Origin of the sequence: Achromobacter xylosoxidans (genome assembly GCF_001457475.1) — a bacterium.
GTDB classification, from domain to species: domain Bacteria; phylum Pseudomonadota; class Gammaproteobacteria; order Burkholderiales; family Burkholderiaceae_B; genus Achromobacter; species Achromobacter xylosoxidans.
Genome location: NZ_LN831029.1, coordinates 5,303,407 through 5,327,105 on the forward strand (window position 1 = coordinate 5,303,407; position 23,699 = coordinate 5,327,105).

Genomic DNA, 23,699 nt, shown 5'->3' on the forward strand with positions numbered 1-23,699 from the left:
AGCCAGCGTCAGATGTAACGCACGCTCAACACTTCATACTCACGAACGCCAGCCGGGGCCTTGACCTCGACCACGTCGCCTTCGCTCTTGCCGATCAGCGCGCGGGCCACGGGGCTCGACACGGAGATCAGGTTCGACTTGATGTCGGCTTCGACGTCGCCGACGATCTGGTACGTCACGCGATCGCCCGAATCCAGGTCCTCGATGTCGACGGTGGCGCCAAACACGGCGCGACCTTCGGCCTCGAGCGAGGTCGGATCGATCAGATGGGCATTGGAAAGCGTGCCCTCAAGCTCGGCGATCCGGCCCTCGATGAAACCCTGGCGCTCGCGAGCCGCGTCGTACTCGGCGTTTTCCGACAGATCGCCCTGCGCGCGCGCTTCGGCGATAGCGTTGATGACGGCGGGACGTTCCACGGTTTTCAGCCGCTGGAGCTCTTCTTGCAAGCGCTCGGCCCCGCGCACGGTCAAAGGAATGGCAGACATGTCGTTTCCCAAACAAAAGTAGAAAACGCCCCCGACGGAGCGTTCTCGGTGTGAAGGTCTTGGACCTGACGCATGGGGCGCCGTCGGAAGCTGACTCGTGACGGGCATCGCCAGGAGCGGAACGGCCAGGGGCGGGCAAAGCTGAACCCGATGGATCCCCTTGCGCCCGCTCGGGCCGGCCCGCCGGACGAATGCGGCAAGCTGCGACCAAAACAAAACCCCGGCTCGGGTCGGAACCGGGGCAATCAAGGTCATATTGTGGTCAAAGTCCGCGGGAATTGCAAGCCACCGGAGAAACCGGCGTTTTCGGCGCATTTCGCCGCCGTAACCCGCTAAAACCCGTCGTTTCCCGGTCACCGCCCGCGTTGCATAAAAGATACTGGGCGATAGGGATAAACCCGGCGGTGGCCGGGTTTATGTAAAAACGGCCGGTTGTATTCAATAAAAAAGGTATAACCGACAAACTGGCCCATTAATAACAATTAAATACATGCCGGTATTCGCCGGCATTTTTTCTGGTTCGCAGCGAAGGGACGCGCCGGCTGTTCATGGCCGCCGCGTAAATCGATTGATTGTGCGTGTTGCAGGTTGGGCGGACGCATCGCAGTCATCCGGCTCGACGTTCGTCCCTCCGCCGTGGCGCTTGCGGGCAAAGGCCCGCGCCCGGGGTGGAGCGCGTTCAAGAACGGGAGCTCCCATGCTGGAAAAAATGAAAGTCCGTACGGGCATGATGCTGGTGTTGTTCTTTTTCGTCATTACCCTGGCCCTGGCGTGCGGGCTGAGTTGGCGCAATGCGGAAAACAGTGTCCGGGAAATCGAGGACCTGAATAATGTGGCCGTGCATCAGGTCGACCCGTTGTACGAGGCCAGCGGCGCCCTGCTGCGGGCGCGGCTGGCGCTCGGCGCCGGTATCGCCGACCTGCAGGCGGGCGCCGCCGACCAGGCCGCCACCGCCGAGTCCGCCGCCGCCAGCCAGCTGCAACAGGCGCGCGAGCGGTTCACCCGCTATATGGCGGTGCCAAAGAGCGAACGCGGCCAGGAACTGGCGCAGATTCTGCAAGGTCAGTTCAATGCCTATGTGGCAGTGCTGGACGAACTGGACGCCGCCCTCAAGGAACGCTCCGCGGCCCGCTACCAGCAGAGCGAGCCGCGGGTGCGCCAGGCCGATGCCGCTTTCGCCAAGGACATGCAGGTTTTCCTGACGCGGGTGCAGGAACGCAGCGACGACGTGCTGGCGCGCTCGCAGACCACTTATTCCACCGCAAGAATGTCGGCAATCGTGCTGCTGTCCGTGGCGCTGTTGTTGGCCGCGCTGTGCTGGGCCTTCATCCGGCGTGGCGTGCTGCTGCCGCTGCAGGACGCCGGCCGGCATTTCGATCGCATCGCCGCCGGCGACCTGACCCAGCGGGTCGAGGCCCGCTCCAATAATGAAATCGGCATGCTGTTCTCGGCGGTGCGGCGCATGCAGGAAGGCCTGACGCGCACGGTGACGGCCGTGCGCCAGGGAGTCGAGGAAATCAACATCGGCGCCGCGGAAATCGCCGCCGGCAACGCCAACCTGTCGACCCGCACCGAGGAGCAGGCCGCGGCGCTGGAGGAAACCGCGTCGACCATGGAAGAGCTGGCCACCACGGTAAAGCAGAACGCCGAGAACGCCGCCCAGGCCAACCAGCTGGCGGCGGTCAGCATGGAGGTGGCGCAGCGTGGCGGCCACACGGTCGGCCAGGTGGTGGCCACCATGCAGGGCATTTCCGACAGCTCGCGACGCATCGCCGACATCGTCTCGGTGATCGACGGTATCGCCTTCCAGACCAACATCCTGGCGCTGAACGCGGCGGTGGAGGCGGCCCGGGCGGGCGAACAGGGCAAGGGTTTCGCGGTGGTGGCGGGCGAAGTGCGCACGCTGGCGCAGCGCGCGGCGCAGGCGGCCAAGGAAATCAAGGCGCTGATCGAAACCTCGGTCGAGACGGTCGCGGCCGGCTCGGCCCAGGTATCGGCCGCCGGCCAGACGATGGAGGAAATCGTGACCTCGGTGCAGCGGGTGGCCGACATCATGGGCGAGATCTCCGCCGCATCGACGCAACAGGCGGGCGGCATCGATCAGGTCAGCCTGGCGGTCTCGCAGATGGACGAAGTGACGCAGCAGAACGCCGCGCTGGTGGAACAGGCCTCGGCGGCCGCATCGGCGATGGAGGAGCAGGCCAGGCGCCTGGCCGAGGCGACCGCGGTATTCAAGACCCAGTCGGGCCAGGTGATCGAGGCGGCGCCGGTGCAGATGACCGGCCGGGCGCCGGCTTCGCGCTTGTCGCGCCCCTGAAAAGGCGCGGCGGGTTTCTGAATCCGGGGCGGCGCAGGCACGGCGGCGCCCCGGGCGGGATCGGGGCGGCCCATGGCCCCGGAACAGCGCATGGGCCGCCGCCCATGCCCCGTCCTATTTCTTGCGGCGCAACAGGGCGTAGAGAATGATGGCGCCGAAAGTCGCGGTACCGATGCCGCCCAGGGTGAAATTGCCCAGCTTGACGGTGAAGTCGCCCGCGCCCAGCACCAGCGTGACCGCGGCCACGATCAGGTTGCGGTTGTCGCTGAAATCGACCTGGTTGACCACCCAGATGCGGGCCCCGGCAATGGCGATCAGGCCGAACACCACCACCGACATGCCGCCCAGCACCGGCGCGGGAATGGTCTGGATCAGGGCCCCGAACTTGGGCGAGAACCCGAGCACGATGGCGATCAGCGCGGCGATCACGAATACCAGGGTCGAGTAGATGCGGGTCACGGCCATCACGCCGATGTTCTCGGCGTAGGTGGTGACGCCGGTGCCGCCGACCGCGCCCGAGACCATGGTGGCCACGCCGTCGCCGACGAAGGCGCGGCCCAGGTAGCGATCCAGGTCCTGGCCGGTCATGGCGCTGACCGCCTTGACGTGGCCCAGGTTCTCGGCGACCAGGATGATGGCCACCGGCACGATCAGGCCCATGGCCTCGGCCTTGAACACCGGCGCGGCGAAGTGCGGCAGGCCGAACCAGGCGGCGGCCGACACGGCCGAGAAGTCCATCGGCTTGCCCAGCCCCATGCCGTTGGCGAAGATCGCGTACACCACGCAGGCCAGGATCAGGCCGACCAGGATCAACAGGCGCTGCACCATGCCCTTGGTATAGACGGCGATGCCGCCCACGCACAGGATGGTGACGATCGCCATGGCGCTGTCGAAGCCCGAGGCGCCCATGGCGCCCTTGGCGGCGATGGGGGCCAGGTTCAGGCCGATCACCGCGACCACCGCGCCGGTCACGACCGGCGGCATCAGGGTGTCGATCCAGTTGGCGCCGCCGCCGGCGCGGCCGTTGGCGATCCAGACCAGCACGCCGATCAGCGTATAGGCCAGGCCGCAGGCGATGATGGCGCCCAGCGCCACGCCGATGTTGGCGTTGGCGCCGCCGCCGGCGTAACCGGTGACCGCGATGACGCCGCCGATGAAGGCGAAGCTGGACCCCAGGTAGCTGGGTACGCGCCCGCCCACGAACAGGAAGAAGATCAGCGTGCCGATGCCCGACATCAGGATGGCGACGTTGGGGTCGAAGCCCATCAGCAGCGGCGCCAGCACGGTGGAGCCGAACATCGCCACCACGTGCTGGGCGCCCATGGCCACGTTCTTGGGCCACGACAGGCGTTCATCGGGCGCGATGATGACGCCGGGCTCGGCGTCGTCCGCCAGGCGCCAGCGCGGAAAATAGGAATTGGACATGGATTCCCCGGGAGTGTTTGGTGTGAGCGGGCGCCAGTGTAAAGGGGGCCGGGAACGGGCGGCAACTTAAGTTCCCCGCCAGCATGCCGTATTAGTGGAAACCCCAGTCAAACCTCTCCCCGGAGACCTTCATGGCCATCGATTCCATCAGCGGCACCTCGCGCATCGGCAGCATGGCCGACCTGTGGGCGCAGAAGATCCAGGCCAACAAGGAGGCCCGGGACGCCAAGGCGGGCGACCCGGGCGTCACCGTCACCCCCGACGGCAAGATCCGCGTCACCAACGCGGGCGCCATGAAGGTGGGCCAGGCCGAGGAAACGGAATCGTCCGAAAACGACGACCACTACACCCGCCAGATCAAGGAACTCCAGCGCCAGCTCAAGCGCGTCATGGAGCAGATCGAACGCGTGCGCGACAGCAATGCGTCGGCGGAGCAGAAGGCCACGCAATTGCAGGCCCTGAATGGGCAAGCGCTGCAGATCATGAACCAGATCCAGCAGGTGATGAACGAGAAGATCAAGGCGATGGCCAAGGCGAACGGCGGGGTGTCCGCCACCGCGTAAAAGGGCCCGCCGGCTCGACTCCCAAGTTCGCGCGGGTTCTCCCGAATGCCCGCAGGGCTGATGGCGCGCATCAAAATTTGTGATTGGACTGGCGGCGCATGCAGCCGCTAAGGTCTCCGGACAAATCGAAAAAACCACGGAGACAAACCATGCATGCAATGCGCACAGCCCTTGCAGGGGCGCTGCTGGCCGCCTGCGCCGCCCCCGCCCTGGCGGGCACCGTCACGGTGATCACGTCGTTCCCGAAAGACCTGACCCAGGCCTACAAGACCGCGTTCGAGAAGGCCAACCCCGGCATCACGCTGGAAATCCTCAACAAGAACACCGTGTCCGGCATCGCCTACGTGCGCGAGACGCCGGCCGGCCAGCGCCCGGAAGTGTTCTGGGCCAGCGCGCCGGACGCCTTCGAGGTGCTGGGACGCGACAAGCTGCTGGCCAAATCGGCGGACGTCGCCAACAAGGACGTGCCGGACAAGATCGGCAACTACCCCATCAACGACCCGGGCGGCATGTACCTGGGCCAGGCGCTGGCCGGCTACGGCATCGTCTACAACACGCGCTACATCGCGGCGCACAAGATCCCCGCCCCGGTCGAATGGAAGGACCTGCTGGCGCCACACTGGTTCGGCCACGTCGGCATCACCTCGCCGTCGCGCTCGGGCACCATGCACCTGACGGTCGAGACCATCCTGCAGGGCGAAGGCTGGGACGACGGCTGGAACACGCTGCTGCGCATGTCGGGCAACAGCAGCGCCGTGACCGAGCGCTCGTTCGGCGTGCCGGACGGCGTCAACAACGGCCAGTTCGGCGCGGGTCCGGTGATCGACTTCTTCGGCCTGTCGAGCAAGTACTCGAAGTTCCCGGTGGAATTCGTCTATCCCTCCGAGACCGCCATCGTGCCGGCCAACATCGCGCTGATCGACGGCGCCAGGAACGCCGAGGAAGGCAGGAAGTTCATCGCCTTCACGCTCAGCCAGGCCGGCCAGGAGCTGCTGCTGGAACCGAAGATCTCGCGCCTGCCGGTGCTGCCGTATTCGGCGCTGGCGGGCAAGGTGCCGCAGGGCTACCCCGACCCGGCCGAGATCGCGCGCCGCAGCAAGGTGCAGTTCAACGCCGACCTGTCGCAGACGCGCTACTACGTGGTGCAGTCGCTGTACGACCAGACCGTCACGTTCCGCCTGAAGGAATTGCAGGCGGCGACCAAGGCGATCTACGACGCCGAGGCCAAGCTCGGCGACAAGGGCAAGAGCGGCAAGCCGGCCGAACTGCTGGCGCAGGCCCGCAAGCTGGCCTGGGCGCCGCTGGTCGATGGCAAGCAGGCCGCCGATCCCGAGTTCCTGAAGATCTTCAGCGGCAACAAGAAGGACGCCGCGGTCAACCAGCAGATCACCAAGCTGGAAGGCGAATGGAACGGCACGGCCAAGAGCAATTATGAGCAGGCCGTGAAGCTGGCGCGGGAAGCCGCGGCGCTGTAGGCCCGGCTCGCGCCGGACGGGGGGCTCGCCCCGTCCGGCCGCCGCCCCGCCGCGGGCGGCCTGTCTTGAACCTTTACGGGAATCTCGATGAATCTTCCGGGCCATTCACGCCTGCCCGCCGGCCCCGTGCTGGCCGCGCTCCTGGTGCTGGGTTTCCTGGCGCTGTTCCTGGCCGTGCCGGTGGGCACGGTGTTCTACAGCGCCTTCGTCAATGCCGATGGCGGCTTCACCATCGGCCACTTCGGCGCGTTCTTCAACCAGCCGCTGATGCTGGAGGCGTTCTTCAACAGCCTCTACGTGGCGGGCTGGTCGGCGCTGCTGGCCTCGCTGATCGCGGTGCCGCTGGCGTACTTCACGGTGCGCTTCGATTTCCGCGGCGCGCTCATCATCCAGACGCTGGGCGTGCTGCCGCTGATCATGCCGCCCTTCGTCGGCGCGGTGGCGATGCAGCTGATTTTCGGGCGTTCCGGCAGCGTCAACCTGCTGCTGAACGACTGGTTCGGCTTCACCATCCCGTTCATGGAAGGCCTGAACGGCGTCATCTTCGTCGAGGCGCTGCACTACTTCCCGTTCATCCTGATGAACCTGGTGGTGGCGCTGCGCAACATCGACGGCGCCATGGAGGAAGCGGCCTTCAACCTGGGCGCGCGCGGCTTCCGGCTGTTCCGCCGCGTGATCTTCCCGCTGGCGCTGCCGGGCTACGTGGCCGGCGCCTCGCTGGTGTTCGTGAAGGTGTTCGACGACCTGGGCACGCCGCTGGTGCTGGGCACCACCAACATGCTGGCGCCGCAGGCCTATCTGCGCATCACGCAGGTGGGGCTGGAAGATCCTCTGGGCTACGTCATCAGCGTCATCATGATCGCCTTCTCGATCCTGGCGCTGTGGCTGTCGGCGCGCGTGCTCAAGGGCCGCGACTATTCCACCTTGCAAAAGGGCGGCAACTCGATCCAGAAGCGCAAGCTGCGGCCGGCCGAAAGCGTGCTGGCCTATGGCTGGATCATCCTGGTGCTGCTGCTGGTGCTGTCGCCGCACATGGGGGTGCTGCTGCTGTCACTGGCCAGCGTCTGGAGCTTCGCGCCGCTGCCGGACGGCTACACGTTGGCGCACTACGGCGCGGTGTTCAACGAGTCGCAGGGCATGATCGCCAACACCCTGCTCTACTGCGGCCTGGCCGCGGGGGTGGACGTGATCCTGGGCACCGCCATCGCCTACCTGATGCTGCGCACCCGGCTGCCGGCGCGCCAATGGCTGGACTTCCTGGCCTCGGCGGCGCTGGCGATCCCGGGCATCGTGCTGGCGATCGGACTGCTGCGCACATTCCGCGGCGTGGAGATCCCGGGCACCGGCACGCTGCTGACCTCGTCGTGGATCATCATCATGATCGCGTACTCGGTACGGCGCCTGCCCTACGCCTTGCGTTCGTGCGTGGCCGCGCTGCAGCAGATCAACGTGTCGCTGGAGGAAGCGGCGCAATCATTGGGCGCCACGCGGCTGCGCACCATCCGGCGGGTGGTGGTACCGCTGATGGCGGGCGGCATGCTGGCCGGCTTCGTGACCAGCTTCGTGACGGCGGCGGTGGAGCTGTCGGCCACCATCATGCTGGTCACCAAGGACAGCCAGGCGCCGATGAGCTATGGCATCTATCTGTACATGCAAAGCGCGGCGGGCCGGGGCCCCGGCGCGGCGCTGGGCGTGCTGGCGGTGGCCGCGGTCGCGGTCGGCACGTATGTCTCGCACTTGCTGGTGGAACGCGCCCAGGCGCGCCAGCGCCCGGCGCGTCACGACGAGACGGCCTGAACAAAGGGGAATCGACATGAAGAAAGTCAGCGTTGAATGCCGCAACATCCGGCTGTCGTATGGCAAAACCGAAGTGCTCAAGGACGTCAACATCCACATCGAGCCGGGCGAGTTCTTCGCCCTGCTGGGGCCGTCGGGCTCGGGCAAGTCCACCCTGCTGCGCCTGATCGCGGGCTTCAACCGGCAGGACGCCGGTCAGTTGCTGGTGGACGGCAAGGACATCAGCGCCATCCCGCCATGGGAGCGCAACATCGGCATGGTGTTCCAGAACTATGCGCTGTGGCCGCACATGACCGTGTGGGACAACGTGGCGTTCGGGCTGGTCGAGCGCAAGCTGCCGCGCGAGCAGATCCGCGCCAAGGTCGAGGCCGCGCTGGAGTTGGTGGGCCTGTCGCAATACGCGCGCCGCCGCCCCAACCAACTGTCCGGCGGACAGCAGCAGCGCGTGGCGCTGGCGCGCACCATCGTGATCGAGCCGCAGGTGCTGCTGCTGGACGAGCCGCTGTCCAACCTGGACAAGAAGCTGCGGGTGCAGATGCGGCAGGACCTGCTGAGCCTGCAGCGGCGGCTGGGCATCACCACCATCTTCGTCACCCACGACCAGGAAGAGGCCATGACCACCGCCGACCGCATGGCGGTGCTGGACCACGGCGTGGTCCAGCAGATCGGCGCGCCCAGCACGCTGTTCGACTACCCGGTGAACCGCTTCGTGGCCAACTTCGTCGGCACCATGAACGTGCTGGAGGGCGAGGTGCGCGAGCGCACCAGCGGCAGCGTGGTGCTGGCGGTGGAAGGCGTGGGCGACCTGCACCTGCCGCTGGCGGCCGAAGCGCCGGCGGCGCAGCGCCTGGCGGCGAGCTTCCGGCCGCACACGGTGCAGATCGAAATGGCCGACGGGCTGGGCGACGCGCGCTATGTGTGGCTGCCGGGCGTGGTGGAAAGCAGCGAGTTCCTGGGCGAGTTCACCCGCTACCAGGTGCAGATCGGCGAACAGCGCCTGACGGCCGACCAGTCGCACCTGGCGGGGCTGTCGCCGTTCCCGGTGGGCGCGCCGGTGTCGATCGGGCTGGAGCCGACGCAAGTACGGCTGCTTGCCGCCTGAGCCGGCTTCCCCTACAAAGGCGGCATGGAAATCTATCAGATCCGCGCCTTCGTCACCGTCGCCCGCCTGGGCAACCTGACGCGGGCCGCCGAAGCGCTGTCGCTGACCCAACCCGCCGTCACCGCGCAGATCAAGGCGCTGGAACAGAGCCTGGGCGTGGCGTTGTTCGACCGCAGCGGCGGACGGCTGGCCCTGGCCAAGGCCGGCGAGATGCTGCTGCCCACGGCCGAATCGCTGCTGGTGCTGGGCGCGCAATTCAAGTCCGAGGCGCAGCAACTGCAAGGCAGCCTGCAGGGCGTGGTGGAACTGGGCCTGCCCAGCGAGAAGCCCGACTTCCTGCGGCTGGGCGAGCTGGCGGCGGCCATCACGCAGCGGCTGCCGCTGATCGAACTGAAGACGCAGATCCAGCCCACCGCCGTGCTGGCCGAGCAGGTCAGCACCGGCCGGCTGCCGGCGGCGTTGACCATCGCCGCGCACCCGCCGCGCGGCGTGCTGTGGCTGCCGCTGCGCAGCGTGCGCTACCGCATCGCGCTGCCGACCGAACATGCCGCCGTGCTCAAGCGCGGCGGCTGGCGCGAGGTGGCGCAATTGCCGTGGCTGGACGGCCCCGCCGGCAGCCACACCCACCTGCTGTTGCGCGACATGTTCGAGCGCCACGGCCTCTCGCCGCGCATCGCCATGCAGAACGACGACCAGGCCAACCTGGAGGCGCTGGTGCGGGCCGGCGCCGGTTGCGCGCTGCTGCGCGAGGAAACCGCGCTGGCCGGCGCGGCCTCGGGCGATTTCATGGTGTGGGGCCAGGCGCGAGCCGATGCCACGCTGGGTTTCATCCTGCCCTACGAACGCGCTAGCGAGCCCGCGCTGGTCGCGTTAAGCTCGGTGATTCAAGCCATCTGGAAGCCGCGCGCGCCAGTCGCGCCCGAGCCGCTCTGAGCCGGGTCGGTCCGCCACCTGCGCCCTTCCCCACCGTATCGACACCGCAATGACTGAAATCTGGTTCATCCGCCACGGCGAAACCGACTGGAACCGCCAGCGCCGCCTGCAGGGCTGGCAAGACATCCCCTTGAACGAATTCGGCCGCAACCAGGCCGGTTTGCTGGCCTCGCGCCTGCGTGAAGACGCCCGCAGCACGCCGATCCACGCCATCTACAGCAGCGACCTGCAACGCGCCCATGCCACCGCCACGCCGGTGTCGGAACAGCTGGACCTGCGCGTGCGGGTCGAGCCCGGCATCCGCGAACGCGGCTTCGGCGTGCTCGAAGGGCTGGACCTGGAACGCATCGACGCGCTGGCGCCGGAAGCCGCGGCCGCCTGGCGCAGCCGCGATCCGCTGCGCGCGCTGGACGGCGGCGAAACGCTGGGCCAGTTCCAGTCGCGCGTCATCTCCACGGTGGATGACGTGGCCAGCCGCCATGACGGCGAACGCATCCTGATGTTCACCCACGGCGGCGTGCTGGACATCATCTGGCGCCATGCCAGCGGCGTGCCGTTGAATGCGCCGCGCGACGCGGCATTGCTGAACGTCAGCATCAACCGGGTCGGCGTGCGCGGCCGCCAGTGGCAAGTGCTGGATTGGGGCGACGTGGGCCACGTGGCCGCCGAGGTCGGCGACGACGTCGTGCCGTGACGGCCGGCGCCAGGGTGTCGTCCTGGCGCCCTGCGGCTCAGCCGGCTTTGTCCGCCTTGCGCGGCTTGCGCGGCGCGTTGCGCGCCAGCCGGTCGTAGACCGCGTTGGGCAGCAGGCGCATCAGTTTCGCCACCACGCCCATCTGCCAGGGAATCACCGTGTACGTGGTGCCGCGCCCAATCGCCGCCTGGGCGCGCTGCGCGAACTTGTCGGCGTCCATCAGGAACGGCATCTTGTACGGATTGTGCGCCGTCATCGCGGTCTTGATGTAGCCCGGCGCGATGGTGACGACACGGATGCCGTCGCCCGCCAGTTCCAGCCGCAGGCTTTCGCAGTAGGTCACCACCGCCGACTTGGAGGCGCTGTAGGCGCCCGCGCCCGGTAGCCCGCGCACGCCGGCGACGCTGGCGATGCCGACCAGCCGGCCGCCGCCCGTCGCGCGCATCGGCTCGACGAAGGGTTCGAAGGTCGCCACGGTCGCCAGCAGATTGGTATCGACGATGGCCTTGAAGACCTCATAGTCCTCGTGATGCCCGGTCAGGGTGCCGGCGCTGATGCCGGCGCTGGCGATAACCACGTCCACCCGCCCCTGGCAGAAGGCGATGAAATCCTGCGCAGCGGCATGCAGCGCCTGGCGGTCGCGCACGTCCACGGCGTAGCAGCGATGCTGGCCGGGCAGGCTGTCGGCCAGTTCCCGCAGCGCGTCTTCGCGCCGGCCCAGCAGGCCGAGCGTGGCGCCGCTGGCGGCGTAGCGTCGTGCCAGGGCGCGGCCCAGGCCGCTGCTGGCGCCGGTGATGAAAACCCTGTCCATGAAGGTGGCCCCGGTCGGATGTAAAAAAGCGGAGCCTCCCGGATGAGAGGCTCCGCCCGCTATGCTACAGGAACGCTGGCGCCGGGTTTACAGGAAGATGAGCGCGAAGATCGCCGCCACCAGCGCCCACTTGGACAGGTAGTACAGCGGCTTGCTCTTTTTCTTGAGCGCCTTGCCGAAGCGGCGCACGGCGTAGACCGCGCCGAAGATGCGGTTGATGCCGCCGGTGGCGTCGCCTTCCTGGTTGGGCGCGGCGGCCGCGCGCAGCAGGAAACCGCCGACCACGCGATTGAACGCCTGGGCCCAGCGATAGCGCATGGGCCGCTCGACGTCCGCGAACAGGATGATCCGGTTCTGGTCGGTCTTGTTTTCGGCGTAATGGATGAAGGTCTCGTCGAACACGACCGCCTCGCCGTCGCGCCAGTAGTATTCCTGGCCATCGACGTTGATGTAGCAGTCGGGGCTGTTCGGCGTGATCAGGCCCATGTGGAAGCGCAGCGAACCGGCGTAGGGGTCACGATGCCGCGGCAGCCGGCTGCCCGGCGGCAGCGAGGCGAACATGGCGGCCTTGATGGTCGGGATGCCCGCCAGCAGCTTGGTGGTCACCGGGCAAAGCGCCTCGGCCGACGGATGGTCGGCGTCGTACCACTTCAGGTAGAAGCGCTTCCAGCCCGTCTTGAAGAACGAGTTGAAGCCCGCGTCGTTGTACTTGTCCGAGGCCTTGATGTGGCCGTCGCCATAAAGGTTGACGGCCTCGGCCCGGATTTCGTCGCAGCGGTCCAGCAAGACCTTCAGTTCCGGGAACTGGTCCAGGTCGAGATAGGGCTTGTTGGGCACGCTGGAGAATGCGTACATGAAGCAGTTCAGCGGGGCGGTGAAGGTGGAATGATCCAACGCCTGCCGCGAGAACCGGTGTCGTACGCGGCCACGGTAGTGAACTACCGTGGCGCACACGATGAATAACGCCAGAATGAACCACTTCATTCTTTTGTCCTCAATTCACTTGAGACGCGCCCCCTGCGCGCCCAAGCGTTATTTGTCCAATAAAGACGCGTGAAGTTCCTGCAGCGGGTAAACCTGCAGGCCGAGGCCCTGGCGCAGATACTGCATGCCCTCGACGGCCGCGCGGGCGCCCGCGATGGTCGTGAAGAAGGTCACGCGCGCCGCCAGCGCCTGGGTGCGGATGGTGCGCGAGTCGGCGATGGCGTTGCGGCGTTCCTCGACAGTGTTGATGACCAGCGAGATCTCGCCGTTCTTGACCATGTCGACGATGTGCGGACGGCCTTCGGTGACCTTGTTGACCAACTGCACCGGGATGCCGGCCGCTTCGATCTCGGCGGCGGTGCCGCGGGTTGCCACCAGCTTGAAGCCCAGGGCGTGCAAGCCGCGCGCCACTTCCACGGCGCGGGGCTTGTCCTGGTTCTTGACGCTGATGAACACCGTGCCGGATTCCGGCAGGCGCACGCCGGCGGCCAGCTGCGACTTGACGAAGGCTTCGCCGAAGCTGGTGCCCACGCCCATGACTTCGCCGGTCGACTTCATTTCCGGGCCGAGGATGGTGTCCACGCCCGGGAACTTCACGAACGGGAACACGGCCTCCTTGACCGAGAAGTAAGGCGGCACGACTTCGCGGGTGATGCCCTGGGCCGCCAGCGTCTGGCCGGCCATGGCGCGCGCGGCGATCTTGGCCAGTTGCAGGCCGGTGGCCTTGGACACGTAGGGCACCGTGCGCGAGGCGCGCGGGTTCACTTCCAGCACGTAGACGTCGCCGCCCTGGATGGCGAACTGCACGTTCATCAGGCCGCTGACGTTCAGGGCCTTGGCCATCATGGAGGTCTGGCGCTTGATCTCGGCGATGACGTCGGCCGACAGCGAGTACGGCGGCAGGCTGCAGGCGGAGTCGCCCGAGTGCACGCCGGCCTGCTCGATGTGTTCCATGACGCCGCCGATGAAGACGGTTTCGCCGTCGGCCAGGCAGTCCACGTCGACTTCGGTGGCGTTGTTCAGGAAGCGGTCCAGCAGCACGGGCGAGTCATTGCTGACCTTCACGGCCTCGCGCATGTAACGTTCGAGATCCTGCTGCTCGTGCACGATTTCCATCGCGCGGCCGCCCAGCACGTAGCTGGGGCGAACCACCAGCGGGTAGCCGATCTCGGCGGCATGGGCCAGGGCCTCGCCTTCGGTGCGGGCGGTGCGGTTGGGCGGCTGGCGCAGGCCGAGCTTGTTCAGCAGCTTCTGGAAGCGCTCGCGGTCTTCGGCGATGTCGATGGATTCCGGGCTGGTGCCGATGATCGGCACGCCGTTGGCTTCCAGCGCGCGCGCCAGCTTCAGCGGAGTCTGGCCGCCGTACTGGACGATCATGCCGACCGGGTTTTCCTTGTGGACGATTTCCAGCACGTCTTCCAGCGTCAGCGGCTCGAAGTACAGGCGGTCGGACGTGTCGTAGTCGGTGGAGACGGTTTCCGGGTTGCAGTTGACCATGATGGTCTCGTACCCGTCGTCGCGCAGCGCCAGCGCGGCATGCACGCAGCAGTAGTCGAACTCGATGCCCTGGCCGATGCGGTTCGGGCCACCGCCCAGCACCACGATCTTCTTGCGGTCGGTGGGCGCGGCTTCGCACTCTTCCTCGTAGGTCGAGTACATGTAGGCCGTGCGGGTGGCGAATTCGGCGGCGCAGGTGTCCACGCGCTTGTAGACCGGGCGCACGTTCAGCTGGTGACGCAGCTTGCGCACCTCGGATTCGACCGTGTCCAGCAGGAACGCCAGGCGGCGGTCGGAGAAACCGCGGCGCTTCAGTTCCCACAGGGTGGCGTGGTCCAGGTCGGACAGCGTCTTCTGTTCGAGCGCCAGCTCGATGTCGACGATTTCCTTGATCTGCGACAGGAACCAGGGGTCGATGTGCGTGATGTTGTGCACTTCGTCCAGCGTGAAGCCTTGCGCGAAGGCGTCGCCCACGTACCAGATGCGTTCCGGACCGGGTTCGCCCAGCTCGACCTGCAGCTTTTCGCGGTCGGTGGTCTTCTGGTTCAGGCCGTCGACGCCGACTTCCAGGCCGCGCAGCGCCTTCTGGAACGATTCCTGGAAGGTGCGGCCGATGGCCATGACTTCACCCACGGACTTCATCTGGGTGGTCAGGCGCGCGTCGGCGGTGGGGAATTTCTCGAAGGCGAAACGCGGCACCTTGGTGACCACGTAGTCGATCGACGGTTCGAACGAGGCGGGCGTGGCGCCGCCGGTGATTTCGTTCTTGAGCTCGTCCAGCGTGTAGCCCACGGCCAGGCGCGCGGCGACCTTGGCGATGGGGAAACCGGTAGCCTTGGATGCCAGCGCCGACGAACGCGACACGCGCGGGTTCATCTCGATGACGATCATGCGGCCGTTCTTGGGGTTGACCGCGAACTGCACGTTCGAGCCGCCCGTGTCCACGCCGATCTCGCGCAACACCGCGATCGATGCGTTACGCATGATCTGGTATTCCTTGTCGGTCAGCGTCTGGGCCGGCGCCACGGTGATGGAGTCACCGGTGTGCACGCCCATGGGGTCAAGGTTCTCGATGGAGCAGACGATGATGCAGTTGTCCGCCTTGTCGCGGACCACTTCCATCTCGAATTCCTTCCAGCCCAGCAGCGACTCTTCGATCAGCAGCTCGCTGGTGGGCGAGGCTTCCAGGCCGCGGCGGCAGATGGTTTCGAATTCTTCGGCGTTGTAGGCGATGCCGCCGCCCGAGCCGCCCATGGTGAAGCTGGGGCGGATCACAGCGGGGAAGCCCGAGGTGCCGACTTCCGCGGCGATGCGGCGCTGCACTTCCCAGGCTTCGTCCATGCTGTGGGCGACGCCCGACTTGGCCGATTCCAGGCCGATGTCGGTCATGGCCTGCTTGAACTTCTGGCGGTCTTCGGCCTTCTCGATGGCGTGCTCGTTGGCGCCGATCAGTTCGACGTTGTGCTTTTTCAGCACGCCGTGGTGGGCCAGGTCGAGCGCGCAGTTCAGCGCGGTCTGGCCGCCCATGGTGGGCAGCAGCGCATCGGGCTTTTCACGCTCGATGATCTTTTCGACGGCTTGCCAGGTGATGGGCTCGATGTAGGTGACGTCGGCCGTTTCCGGGTCCGTCATGATCGTGGCGGGGTTGCTGTTCACCAGGATGGTGCGGTAACCCTCGGCCTTGAGCGCCTTGCACGCTTGCGCGCCGGAATAGTCGAATTCGCAGGCCTGCCCGATGATGATGGGGCCGGCGCCGATGATGAGAATGCTTTTTAGGTCTGTACGCTTGGGCATGATGCAATCTTTACTTTTGGCCGGACATCAGGCTGATGAACTTGTCGAACAGCTCCAGGATGTCGTGCGGACCGGGGCTGGCTTCGGGGTGGCCCTGGAAGCAGAAGGCCGGACGGTCGGTGAGCTCGAAGCCCTGCAGCGTGCCGTCGAACAGCGAGACGTGCGTGACGCGCGCATTGGCCGGCAGGCTGGCCGCGTCGACCGCGAAACCGTGGTTCTGGCTGGTGATGAACACGCGCTTGGACGCCAGGTCCTGCACCGGGTGGTTGGCGCCGTGGTGGCCGGTCTTCATCTTGAGCGTCTTGCCGCCGACGGCCAGGCCCATGATCTGGTGGCCCAGGCAGATGCCGAACACCGGCAGCTTCTTGTCCAGGAACACGCGGGTGGCGTCGATGGCGTAGTCGCAGGGCTCGGGGTCGCCGGGGCCGTTGGACAGGAACACGCCGTCGGGGTTGAGCTTGAGCACTTCCTCGGCGCTGGTCTGGGCCGGCACCAGCGTCAGGCGGCAGCCGCGGTCGGCCAGCAGGCGCAGGATGTTGGACTTGATGCCGAAGTCGTAGGCAACGACATGGAATTTGGACTGGTCGGGCTGGGTGTAGCCTTCGCCCAGCTGCCAGGTGCCCTGGGTCCAGGTGGTGCTGTCCTTTATGGAAACGACCTTGGCCAGGTCCTGGCCGGCCATGCCGGCAAAGCCGCGGGCCAGTTCGACGGCGCGGTCGGCATCCGAACCGACGAAGATGCAGGCGCCCTGGGCGCCCTTTTCACGCAGGATGCGGGTCAGCTTGCGGGTATCGATGCCGGAAATGGCGACGATGCCCTGTTCGGACAGGTACTCGGGCAGCGATTGCGTGGAACGGAAGTTCGACACGCGGGCGGGACAGTCGCGCACCACCAGGCCGGCGGCGTAGACGCGATTGGCTTCGACGTCCTCGGCGTTGACGCCGGTGTTGCCGATGTGCGGATAGGTCAGCGTGACGATCTGGCCGCTATAGCTGGGATCGGTGAGAATTTCCTGGTACCCGGTCATCGCGGTGTTGAACACCACTTCGGCGACGGTATGGCCAGGCGCACCGATCGACACGCCTCGAAAAATGGTACCGTCCGCCAGAGCCAGAATTGCAGGAGGGAAGCGGTTGATCCCCTCGGGAAAGAGTTGCGGCAGCACAGTAAACCCCGGTTTTAGAATCGATAATCAAACCTTGGAATTATACCTTGAGCGGGCGTTTTTCCCGGGGAACCGCGCCAAATAAGGCTGAGATCGGAGATTTCGGCCGCCGCGGCGGGCCGGCCGTGCCCCTCCTTTGCCATACCAACGGTGACAGCGCCGTCGGCGGCTCGGTGATACGCTAAAGCACCTTCAACCCCTGATGCTGCGAGCCGTATTGTCCATGTCCAGCCAACTTGACGCCCTGCGCAATCACACCACCGTTGTCGCCGACACCGGCGATTTCGAGGCAATGAAGGCGCTGCGTCCCACCGACGCCACCACAAATCCGTCCCTAATTTTGAAGGCCGTCCAGCAGGACGCCTACCGCCCGCTACTCGAAAAGACCGCCCGCGACCACCGCGGCGCGCCCACCGCCGAGCTGATGGACCGGCTGCTGGTCGCCTTTGGCCGCGCCATCCTGGATATCGTGCCCGGCCGCGTCTCCACCGAAGTGGACGCGCGCCTGTCGTTCGACACCCGCGCCACCATCGAGCGCGCCCGCGCCCTGATCGCGCTGTACGAAGCCGCCGGCGTGCCGCGCGAACGGGTGCTGATCAAGATCGCGTCCACCTGGGAAGGCATCCAGGCGGCCCGCGCGCTGCAAGCCGAGGGCGTGCGCTGCAACCTGACGCTGCTGTTCTCGCTGCCGCAGGCGGTGGCCTGCGCCGACGCCCAGGTGCAATTGATCTCGCCCTTCGTCGGCCGCATCTACGACTGGCACAAGAAGGCCGCCGGCGCCGCCTGGGTCGAAGCCGACCACGCCGGCGCGCGCGACCCCGGCGTGCAGTCGGTGACCCGCATCTATCACTATTACAAGCGTTTCGGCATCGCCACCGAGATCATGGGCGCGAGCTTTCGCAACGTCGGCCAGATCCTGGCGCTGTCGGGCTGCGACCTGCTGACCATCAGCCCCGAGTTGCTGACCCAGTTGTCGCAGACCGAAGGCGACGCGCCGGCGCAGTTGCGCGCCGATGCGGCGGGCGGCGATATCGCCCGCATCGCGTCGGGCGAAGTGGCCTTCCGCACCCAGCTCAACGACGACGCCATGGCCAGCGACAAGCTGGCCGAAGGCATCCGCGCCTTCGTGGCCGATGCCATCAAGCTGGACGCGCTGATCGAAGCGCAGCGCGCCTGAGACCGCCGGCGCTGGCCCGGCGGCCACCGCCGGGCCGCGCGTCAGCGGTGATCGTGCGAATGCACCTGCAGCGCTTCCAGGAAGCGCGACACCATGTTGTAGGCCGCCACGGTGGCGGTCAATTCCACGATCAGTTTTTCCGATCCCATGGCGGCGCGGGCCGCCTGGAACACCGGCTCGGGCACCTGCACGTGGCGCGTCATGGCATCGGTGTAGGCCAGCACCGCGCGCTCGCGCTCGCTGAACAGAGTCGACGCCTCCCAGTCGGGCAAGGCGTCCAGCTGGGCTTGTGACACGCCCTCTTTCAGCGCGATCGGCGCGTGCTGGTCGGCCTCGTAGGGCGCGCCGTTGATCGCCGCCACCCGCATGATCACGAGTTCGCGAATATCGCCGGGCAGGGTGGACAACTGGCGGATGGAAGTCAGGTAGTTGAGCCAGCCGCCGGCCACGGCGGGGCTGTGCAGCAGCATCTGGTACAGGTGCAGCACGCTGCCGCGCTCGGCGACGATACGGTCGACCAGGGGTCGTGCTTCAGGATGGGACAGATCGGCGTAGGGAAGACGCGCCATGGAAACTCCGTAGGGATCGGGCTGGCTCGCGCCGACTGACCCGGGGGACGGTGGTTCCCCAAAGACAGGGGACACCCGAAAGACCGAGCGACGCGGACCAGGCGGTGCGCGCCAAAAAGACGCACGCTGCATATGCACACATTCGCAAGAACTTTGACATAATGACAACACATCGCGCACCTCCAGGACAAGCCTAGAATGAATGCGCCAACCCAGTCCCATCCGCCAGTCACGCTCGCCAACTGCGACAGCGAACCGATACACGTACCGGGCGCCATCCAGCCGCTGGGCGCGCTGCTCGCGTTCGACCCCGAAGGCGTGCTGCGCTATGCCAGCGAGAACGCCCCCCAGGTGCTGGGCAGGCCGCTGGCGCTGGGCTACCCCTGCGCGCCGGACGCGCTGCCGCCCGGCCTGGCGCATATGCTGCCGGGCTGGCTGGCCAGCACCGACCCGGTCTTCGACCCGCTCGTCATCACGCTGGACGGGCAGGCCTACGACGTCATCGTCCACCGCAACCCGGACGGCCTGACGCTGATCGAACTCGAACGCCGCGGCGACGATTCCGGCATCGCGGAACCCGCGCGCATCTACCGCGGCATCGAACGAATCCGCTCGCAACGCGACATCGCCGGCCTGCTGGAACGCACGGTGCAGGAAGTGCAGCGCGCCACCGGCTTTGACCGCGTGATGGCCTATCGCTTCCATCCCGACGACAGCGGCGAGATCGTTGCCGAACGGCGCGGCGATCCGACGCTGGAAGATTGGGTCGGGCGCCGCTATCCAGCCGGAGACATTCCGGCCCAGGCGCGCCGCCTGTACACCGTGAACACGCTGCGCCAGATCGCCGACGGCCAGTACCAGCCCGTGCGCGTGCTGGGCGAGAACGGCCATGGCGGCACGCCGCTGGACATGAGCTTTTCCGTGCTGCGCAGCGTCTCGCCGATCCACCTCGAATACATGGCCAACATGGGGGTGCGCGCCACGATGAGCCTGTCGCTGGTGATCGGCGGCCGCTTGTGGGGCATGATCGCCTGCCACCATCATGCGCCGCGCCTCATTCCCTACCCGGCCCGCCTGGCCTGCGAAGCGTTGGCCCAGGTGCTGTCGGCGGCGCTGGCCAATATCGAAGGCAGCGAACGCGCCGAGCAGGCGCGCCGCAGCGCCGCGCTGGTCAGCCGGCTGGCCGAGCGCGTCTCGGACTCCGAAAACGTGCACCAGGCCTTGTCCGGCGGACCCGACACGCCCGCCTCGCTGGTTCCCAACGACGCCGCGCTATGCCTGTGGGGCAACAGCGTGACGGTCTTTGGCGGCATCGCGCCGCGCGGCGAACTGGCCGGCATCCTGTGTGCGCTGGACCAGAGCGGCCAGCGCCTGGTCCATACCAACAACATCGCGCGCGACTATCCCGAGCTGCAGACCGACCTGGTGCCCTACGCCGGCCTGATGGCCTGCAAGTTCGATCCCATGAACAACGGCTGGCTGGTCTGGCTGCGGCGCGAGCAGATCGAAACCGTGATCTGGGGCGGCAAGCCGGAAAAGCAGTATGCCGTTGGCACTCTCGGGCCGCGCCTGACCCCGCGCGGGTCGTTCGAGGCCTGGCGCGAAGTCATGCGCGACACCAGCGCCCCCTGGCTGGCCGCCGAACTGGAAGCGGTCGACAACCTGCGCGACGAGCTTTCCCATATCGCCACCAGCCGCGCGGCCGACGTCGACCGCGCCCGCACCGCCCTGCTGGCCATGCTCGGCCACGACCTGCGCGATCCGCTGCAGTCCATCTCGATGGCGGCCACCCTGCTGTCCAGGACCGACGCCGGCGCCCGCATGGGCGAACGCATCCGCTATTCGAGCGGACGGATGCAGCGGCTGATTTCTCAGGTGCTGGACCTGTCGCGGCTGCAAGGCGGCATGGGCCTGGGAATCGAAAAGCGCGAATGCCAGCTATCGGAACTGCTGAACGGCCTGATCGATGAAAAGCGCCAGGCCTACCCTGGCCTGCGTATCGAACCCGAAGTGCAACCCGGCCTGACGCTGATGGCCGACACCGACCGCATCGCCCAGGTCGTCACGAACCTGATGAGCAATGCGCGCCAGCATGGCGCGCCGCGCATGCCGATCCGTGTCAGCGCCACGCAGACCGGCGACACGATCGAACTGGCCGTGGCCAACCACGGCGCGCCGATACCGGACGAGGTCATGGCGCACCTGTTCTCGCCCTTCAAGCCGGAATCGCTGGGCCACTCGCGCAACCGCAACGGCCTGGGGCTGGGCCTGTATATCGCCGACCAGGTGGTGCGCGACCACGAAGGCGACATCACCGTCGCCTGCCGCGACGGCCTGGTCATCTTCACCGTCACCCTGCCGCGCGGCATGGACGCGCCGCCCACCCCTTGAATCCTGGAGAGATCATTTGAACGATGCGCGCGCGTTACGCGTCCTGCTGGTAGACGACAACGAAATGGGCTCGGAATTGCTGGCCGAATTCCTGGCCCTGTCCGGACTGGAAACGCGCTGCGCCGGCACTGGCGAAGATGCCCTGGCGCAAGCCGGCGCGTTCGCGCCGCAGGCGGTGCTGGTCGATATCCTGCTGCCCGACATGGATGGCTACGAACTGGCCCGCCGCTTACGCGAGCGCGACAGCGCCGCGCGCATCTATGCCCTGAGCGGCCTGGCACGGCACGAACGGCATGAAGACGCGGCCCACCTGTTCGACGGCTGGATCGAAAAGCCCGCCGACCCCGACGCCCTGCTGGCCCTGCTGCGGCAGGCGGACTGAGCGCGCCGATGCACGCCACCGACCCATCCGCCCCGCCCCTGGCCATGGCCGCCCACGGCGTGCGATTCAAGGTCCTGGCGCAGATCTTCCCTGTCCTGCGCCACGAAGCGATCGCGCCGCTGTCCAACGCCACGCTGGCCGCGGCCATGCTGCGCCAGGCGCCCGAGGGCGCCGACGCCGAGGCCCGGCAGCTGCGTTGCCAACGATTGGCCGGCGACCTGAACCAGATGCTGGAAGACGGTGTCGACGTGATCCGCGGCCTGGACCAGTGGCTTGACGACGACGGCGCCTCGCTGCCGGCGGCGACGCTGCTGCGGCAATGCCGCAAACTGCTGTTTTCCCAACTGATGTGGTCCGGGCGCAAGGTCATCTGGCCCGACGATCCCGCGCCCCTCGAACTGCCGGTCTTCACCACCCGCTATCTGGTGATGGCCTGGTTGCTGTGCCTGCTGCCGTGGTTGCCCGAAGGCGCCGAACTGGAGCTGGATGCCTCCAACCCGGCCGTCTGGCAGGCCCGGTTCGCGGCGCCGATCCAAGCGCCGGCCACGCCGGCGCTGTTCGAGCCGCACGACATCGAATGCCTGGCCAGCGCCTCGGGCTGGCGCCTGGAACGCCAGCCGCAATGCTGGTCGCTGCATCTTCCCTCCGCCCCCGGCAAGGAGTCCGCATGATCTCTCCGGTGCACCAGGTGCTGCGCGATGGCACGCGTGAACGCCATGAAATCCTGGACCAGGGACTGGGCCTGGCCGACGGCGACGTCGGCCAGGCGCGCTACCTGGCCTATCTGCGCGCTCTGCTGGGCTGGCTCGAACCGGTCGAGCAACAACTGTGGCAACTGGGCTGGCCGGCCGCAATGCGGGCGCCGGAGCGCGACGGCAAAAGCGCCCTGATCCGCGCCGACCTGCGGGATGCGGGCGATGACGGGGCGGTGCCGCGGTGCCCGGCCGCGCCCACGCCGCGGGCGGCCGATGCCTACGCGCTGGGCGTGGCCTACGTGGTGGAGGGTTCCCAATTGGGAGGACGGTTCCTGGCCAAGCACCTCGAAAGCGTCTCCCCGCCCCTGCCCTTGCGCTATCTGCGCGGCTACGGCGAGGAGGTCGGCCCGCTGTGGAAGGCCTTCCTGCTGCACCTGGACAGCGCGGCGAGGGGCCAGGAAACCCAGGCGCTGCAAGGCGCCCGGGATGCATTCGACAGTCTCACCGCGTGGCTGCGGGCGCAACATGCGCTACGCGGCCAGCCTCCGCCGGCAGCGCAGAACGGCCAGGCATAGGCATGGCCCGCGCCGGCGGCCGTGCTTGACGGCGGACGCCCGTGGCTAGAGTTTTTCGGTTTCGCCCGATTTGGGCTGCCATTTCATCAGGCGCTTCTCGCCGACGCCGACGATGTAGTCGAGCACCAGCGCGAACGCGGTCAGGACCACGATGCCCGCGAACACGGTGTTGACGTCGAAGGTGCCTTCGGCCTGCAGGATCAGGTAGCCGACCCCGCTGGCCGAGCCCAGGTATTCCCCGACCACCGCGCCGACGAAGGCCAGGCCCACCGAGGTGTGCAGGCTCGAGAACACCCAGCTGGTGGCCGACGGCAGGTAGACGTGGCGCAGCAGCTGGCGCTGGCGCGCGCCCAGCATGCGGGCATTGTCGAGCAGGGTCGGGCTGACCTCGCGCACGCCCTGGTAGACGTTGAAGAAGACGATGAAGAACACCAGCGTCACCGCCAGCGCCACCTTGGACCAGATGCCAAGCCCGAACCACATGCCGAAGATCGGCGCCAGGATCACGCGCGGCATCGAATTGGCCGCCTTGATGTAGGGATCGAGAATCGCGCTGGCGCGTGGCGACAGCCCCAACCACAGGCCGAAGGCAAGGCCGGCGATGGTGCCGATGAAGAAGGCCAGCACGGTTTCGGTCAGCGTGACCCACAGGTGGGTGTAGATGTCGGCGTTGGTGACGAACCAGGCCCAGATGCGGCCCCACACCTTGAGGGGTTCGCCGAAGAAGAACGCCACCTTGGGATCGCGCGAGGCAAAGTGCCACACGCCCAGGATGACGACCAGCAGCAGCAACTGCCAGAAGCGCAGGCTGGCGGAGCCTGGTTTGAACGACTTGGACATGGTCAGGGCCTGTTCATGGGGAAGCGGG

The 23,699-nt window shown here is 67.2% G+C and carries 20 protein-coding genes; 12 read left to right on the plus strand and 8 right to left on the minus strand.

Annotated features, from left to right (window positions below; all coding sequences use genetic code 11):
* Positions 1-8 precede the first annotated feature (8 nt).
* The gene (gene greA / locus AT699_RS23865) at positions 9-485 is read right to left on the minus strand and encodes a transcription elongation factor GreA (RefSeq protein ID WP_006385475.1); all 477 of its coding nucleotides are present in this window, start codon (positions 483-485) and stop codon (positions 9-11) included.
* Between the two features lie 697 nt (positions 486-1,182).
* Here greA and AT699_RS23870 point away from each other — a divergent pair.
* On the plus strand, positions 1,183-2,802 hold the full coding sequence (locus AT699_RS23870) for a methyl-accepting chemotaxis protein (protein WP_006385476.1): 1,620 nt from the start codon (positions 1,183-1,185) through the stop codon (positions 2,800-2,802).
* Between the two features lie 114 nt (positions 2,803-2,916).
* Here the strand turns inward: AT699_RS23870 and AT699_RS23875 are convergent, their stop codons facing one another.
* On the minus strand, positions 2,917-4,227 hold the full coding sequence (locus AT699_RS23875) for a solute carrier family 23 protein (protein WP_024070092.1): 1,311 nt from the start codon (positions 4,225-4,227) through the stop codon (positions 2,917-2,919).
* A 131-nt stretch (positions 4,228-4,358) separates the two neighbouring features.
* On the opposite strand from AT699_RS23875, the gene AT699_RS23880 reads away from it, so the two are divergent.
* The 6 genes from AT699_RS23880 (at position 4,359) to AT699_RS23905 (ending at position 10,791) form a co-directional block, all read left to right on the plus strand.
* Positions 4,359-4,790 carry a FlxA-like family protein gene (locus AT699_RS23880; protein ID WP_006385479.1) on the plus strand — a complete coding sequence of 144 codons (432 nt, stop codon included), beginning with the start codon at positions 4,359-4,361 and terminating at the stop codon, positions 4,788-4,790.
* Positions 4,791-4,939: 149 nt separating this feature from the next.
* On the plus strand, positions 4,940-6,265 hold the full coding sequence (locus AT699_RS23885; RefSeq protein ID WP_024070093.1) for an ABC transporter substrate-binding protein: 1,326 nt from the start codon (positions 4,940-4,942) through the stop codon (positions 6,263-6,265).
* Positions 6,266-6,352: 87 nt separating this feature from the next.
* The gene (locus tag AT699_RS23890; RefSeq protein WP_024070094.1) at positions 6,353-8,062 is read left to right on the plus strand and encodes an ABC transporter permease; all 1,710 of its coding nucleotides are present in this window, start codon (positions 6,353-6,355) and stop codon (positions 8,060-8,062) included.
* 16 nt (positions 8,063-8,078) lie between these two features.
* Positions 8,079-9,164 (plus strand): ABC transporter ATP-binding protein, encoded by a 1,086-nt coding sequence (locus AT699_RS23895; protein ID WP_024070095.1) that lies wholly within the window; start codon positions 8,079-8,081, stop codon positions 9,162-9,164.
* 24 nt (positions 9,165-9,188) lie between these two features.
* On the plus strand, positions 9,189-10,097 hold the full coding sequence (locus AT699_RS23900) for a LysR family transcriptional regulator (RefSeq protein WP_006385483.1): 909 nt from the start codon (positions 9,189-9,191) through the stop codon (positions 10,095-10,097).
* A 49-nt stretch (positions 10,098-10,146) separates the two neighbouring features.
* A complete protein-coding gene (locus AT699_RS23905) occupies positions 10,147-10,791 on the plus strand; it encodes a histidine phosphatase family protein (RefSeq protein WP_006385484.1) in 645 nt (214 codons plus the stop codon).
* A gap of 37 nt (positions 10,792-10,828) precedes the next feature.
* On the opposite strand, the gene AT699_RS23910 is transcribed toward AT699_RS23905, so the two are convergent.
* The 4 genes from AT699_RS23910 to carA all read right to left on the minus strand — a co-directional run bounded on the left by AT699_RS23910 (position 10,829) and on the right by carA (position 17,042).
* The gene (locus AT699_RS23910; RefSeq protein ID WP_006385485.1) at positions 10,829-11,602 is read right to left on the minus strand and encodes an SDR family oxidoreductase; all 774 of its coding nucleotides are present in this window, start codon (positions 11,600-11,602) and stop codon (positions 10,829-10,831) included.
* Between the two features lie 87 nt (positions 11,603-11,689).
* Positions 11,690-12,586, minus strand: coding sequence for a lipid A hydroxylase LpxO (gene lpxO / locus AT699_RS23915; RefSeq protein WP_024070096.1), 897 nt, complete (start codon positions 12,584-12,586; stop codon positions 11,690-11,692).
* A gap of 48 nt (positions 12,587-12,634) precedes the next feature.
* Complete coding sequence (gene carB / locus AT699_RS23920) at positions 12,635-15,877, minus strand: carbamoyl-phosphate synthase large subunit (RefSeq protein WP_006385487.1); 3,243 nt, start codon at positions 15,875-15,877, stop codon at positions 12,635-12,637.
* Positions 15,878-15,887: 10 nt separating this feature from the next.
* A complete protein-coding gene (gene carA, locus AT699_RS23925; RefSeq protein ID WP_006385488.1) occupies positions 15,888-17,042 on the minus strand; it encodes a glutamine-hydrolyzing carbamoyl-phosphate synthase small subunit in 1,155 nt (384 codons plus the stop codon).
* A 223-nt stretch (positions 17,043-17,265) separates the two neighbouring features.
* Here carA and tal point away from each other — a divergent pair, with 223 nt between their 5' ends.
* Positions 17,266-18,219: a transaldolase gene (gene tal / locus AT699_RS23930; RefSeq protein WP_006385489.1), complete on the plus strand. Its 954-nt coding sequence runs from the start codon at positions 17,266-17,268 to the stop codon at positions 18,217-18,219.
* 41 nt (positions 18,220-18,260) lie between these two features.
* On the opposite strand, the gene AT699_RS23935 is transcribed toward tal, so the two are convergent.
* A complete protein-coding gene (locus AT699_RS23935) occupies positions 18,261-18,788 on the minus strand; it encodes a carboxymuconolactone decarboxylase family protein (protein WP_020926777.1) in 528 nt (175 codons plus the stop codon).
* 198 nt (positions 18,789-18,986) lie between these two features.
* Between AT699_RS23935 and AT699_RS23940 the strand changes: the two genes are divergently transcribed.
* The 4 genes from AT699_RS23940 to AT699_RS23955 are packed head-to-tail and all read left to right on the plus strand — an operon-like array spanning position 18,987 to position 22,831.
* The gene (locus AT699_RS23940) at positions 18,987-21,179 is read left to right on the plus strand and encodes an ATP-binding protein (protein WP_024070098.1); all 2,193 of its coding nucleotides are present in this window, start codon (positions 18,987-18,989) and stop codon (positions 21,177-21,179) included.
* Positions 21,180-21,195: 16 nt separating this feature from the next.
* Positions 21,196-21,561 (plus strand): response regulator, encoded by a 366-nt coding sequence (locus tag AT699_RS23945; protein ID WP_024070099.1) that lies wholly within the window; start codon positions 21,196-21,198, stop codon positions 21,559-21,561.
* A gap of 8 nt (positions 21,562-21,569) precedes the next feature.
* Complete coding sequence (locus tag AT699_RS23950) at positions 21,570-22,232, plus strand: hypothetical protein (protein ID WP_024070100.1); 663 nt, start codon at positions 21,570-21,572, stop codon at positions 22,230-22,232.
* Entirely contained in the window at positions 22,229-22,831 is a 603-nt protein-coding gene (locus AT699_RS23955) for a biliverdin-producing heme oxygenase (protein WP_024070101.1), read from the plus strand. The genes AT699_RS23950 and AT699_RS23955 overlap by 4 nt, the downstream gene beginning before the upstream one ends.
* A 45-nt stretch (positions 22,832-22,876) precedes the next feature.
* Here the strand turns inward: AT699_RS23955 and AT699_RS23960 are convergent, their stop codons facing one another.
* The gene (locus tag AT699_RS23960; protein ID WP_024070102.1) at positions 22,877-23,671 is read right to left on the minus strand and encodes an ABC transporter permease; all 795 of its coding nucleotides are present in this window, start codon (positions 23,669-23,671) and stop codon (positions 22,877-22,879) included.
* Between the last annotated feature and the right edge of the window lie 28 nt (positions 23,672-23,699).

Bases quoted from the DNA above. Each gene is read 5' to 3' on its own strand.
- greA (WP_006385475.1), bottom strand. From the start codon at position 485: ATGTCTGCCATTCCTTTGACCGTGCGCGGGGCCGAGCGCTTGCAAGAA.
- AT699_RS23870 (WP_006385476.1), top strand. From the start codon at position 1,183: ATGCTGGAAAAAATGAAAGTCCGTACGGGCATGATGCTGGTGTTGTTC.
- AT699_RS23875 (WP_024070092.1), bottom strand. From the start codon at position 4,227: ATGTCCAATTCCTATTTTCCGCGCTGGCGCCTGGCGGACGACGCCGAG.
- AT699_RS23880 (WP_006385479.1), top strand. From the start codon at position 4,359: ATGGCCATCGATTCCATCAGCGGCACCTCGCGCATCGGCAGCATGGCC.
- AT699_RS23885 (WP_024070093.1), top strand. From the start codon at position 4,940: ATGCATGCAATGCGCACAGCCCTTGCAGGGGCGCTGCTGGCCGCCTGC.
- AT699_RS23890 (WP_024070094.1), top strand. From the start codon at position 6,353: ATGAATCTTCCGGGCCATTCACGCCTGCCCGCCGGCCCCGTGCTGGCC.
- AT699_RS23895 (WP_024070095.1), top strand. From the start codon at position 8,079: ATGAAGAAAGTCAGCGTTGAATGCCGCAACATCCGGCTGTCGTATGGC.
- AT699_RS23900 (WP_006385483.1), top strand. From the start codon at position 9,189: ATGGAAATCTATCAGATCCGCGCCTTCGTCACCGTCGCCCGCCTGGGC.
- AT699_RS23905 (WP_006385484.1), top strand. From the start codon at position 10,147: ATGACTGAAATCTGGTTCATCCGCCACGGCGAAACCGACTGGAACCGC.
- AT699_RS23910 (WP_006385485.1), bottom strand. From the start codon at position 11,602: ATGGACAGGGTTTTCATCACCGGCGCCAGCAGCGGCCTGGGCCGCGCC.
- lpxO (WP_024070096.1), bottom strand. From the start codon at position 12,586: ATGAAGTGGTTCATTCTGGCGTTATTCATCGTGTGCGCCACGGTAGTT.
- carB (WP_006385487.1), bottom strand. From the start codon at position 15,877: ATGCCCAAGCGTACAGACCTAAAAAGCATTCTCATCATCGGCGCCGGC.
- tal (WP_006385489.1), top strand. From the start codon at position 17,266: ATGTCCAGCCAACTTGACGCCCTGCGCAATCACACCACCGTTGTCGCC.
- AT699_RS23935 (WP_020926777.1), bottom strand. From the start codon at position 18,788: ATGGCGCGTCTTCCCTACGCCGATCTGTCCCATCCTGAAGCACGACCC.
- AT699_RS23940 (WP_024070098.1), top strand. From the start codon at position 18,987: ATGAATGCGCCAACCCAGTCCCATCCGCCAGTCACGCTCGCCAACTGC.
- AT699_RS23950 (WP_024070100.1), top strand. From the start codon at position 21,570: ATGCACGCCACCGACCCATCCGCCCCGCCCCTGGCCATGGCCGCCCAC.
- AT699_RS23955 (WP_024070101.1), top strand. From the start codon at position 22,229: ATGATCTCTCCGGTGCACCAGGTGCTGCGCGATGGCACGCGTGAACGC.
- AT699_RS23960 (WP_024070102.1), bottom strand. From the start codon at position 23,671: ATGTCCAAGTCGTTCAAACCAGGCTCCGCCAGCCTGCGCTTCTGGCAG.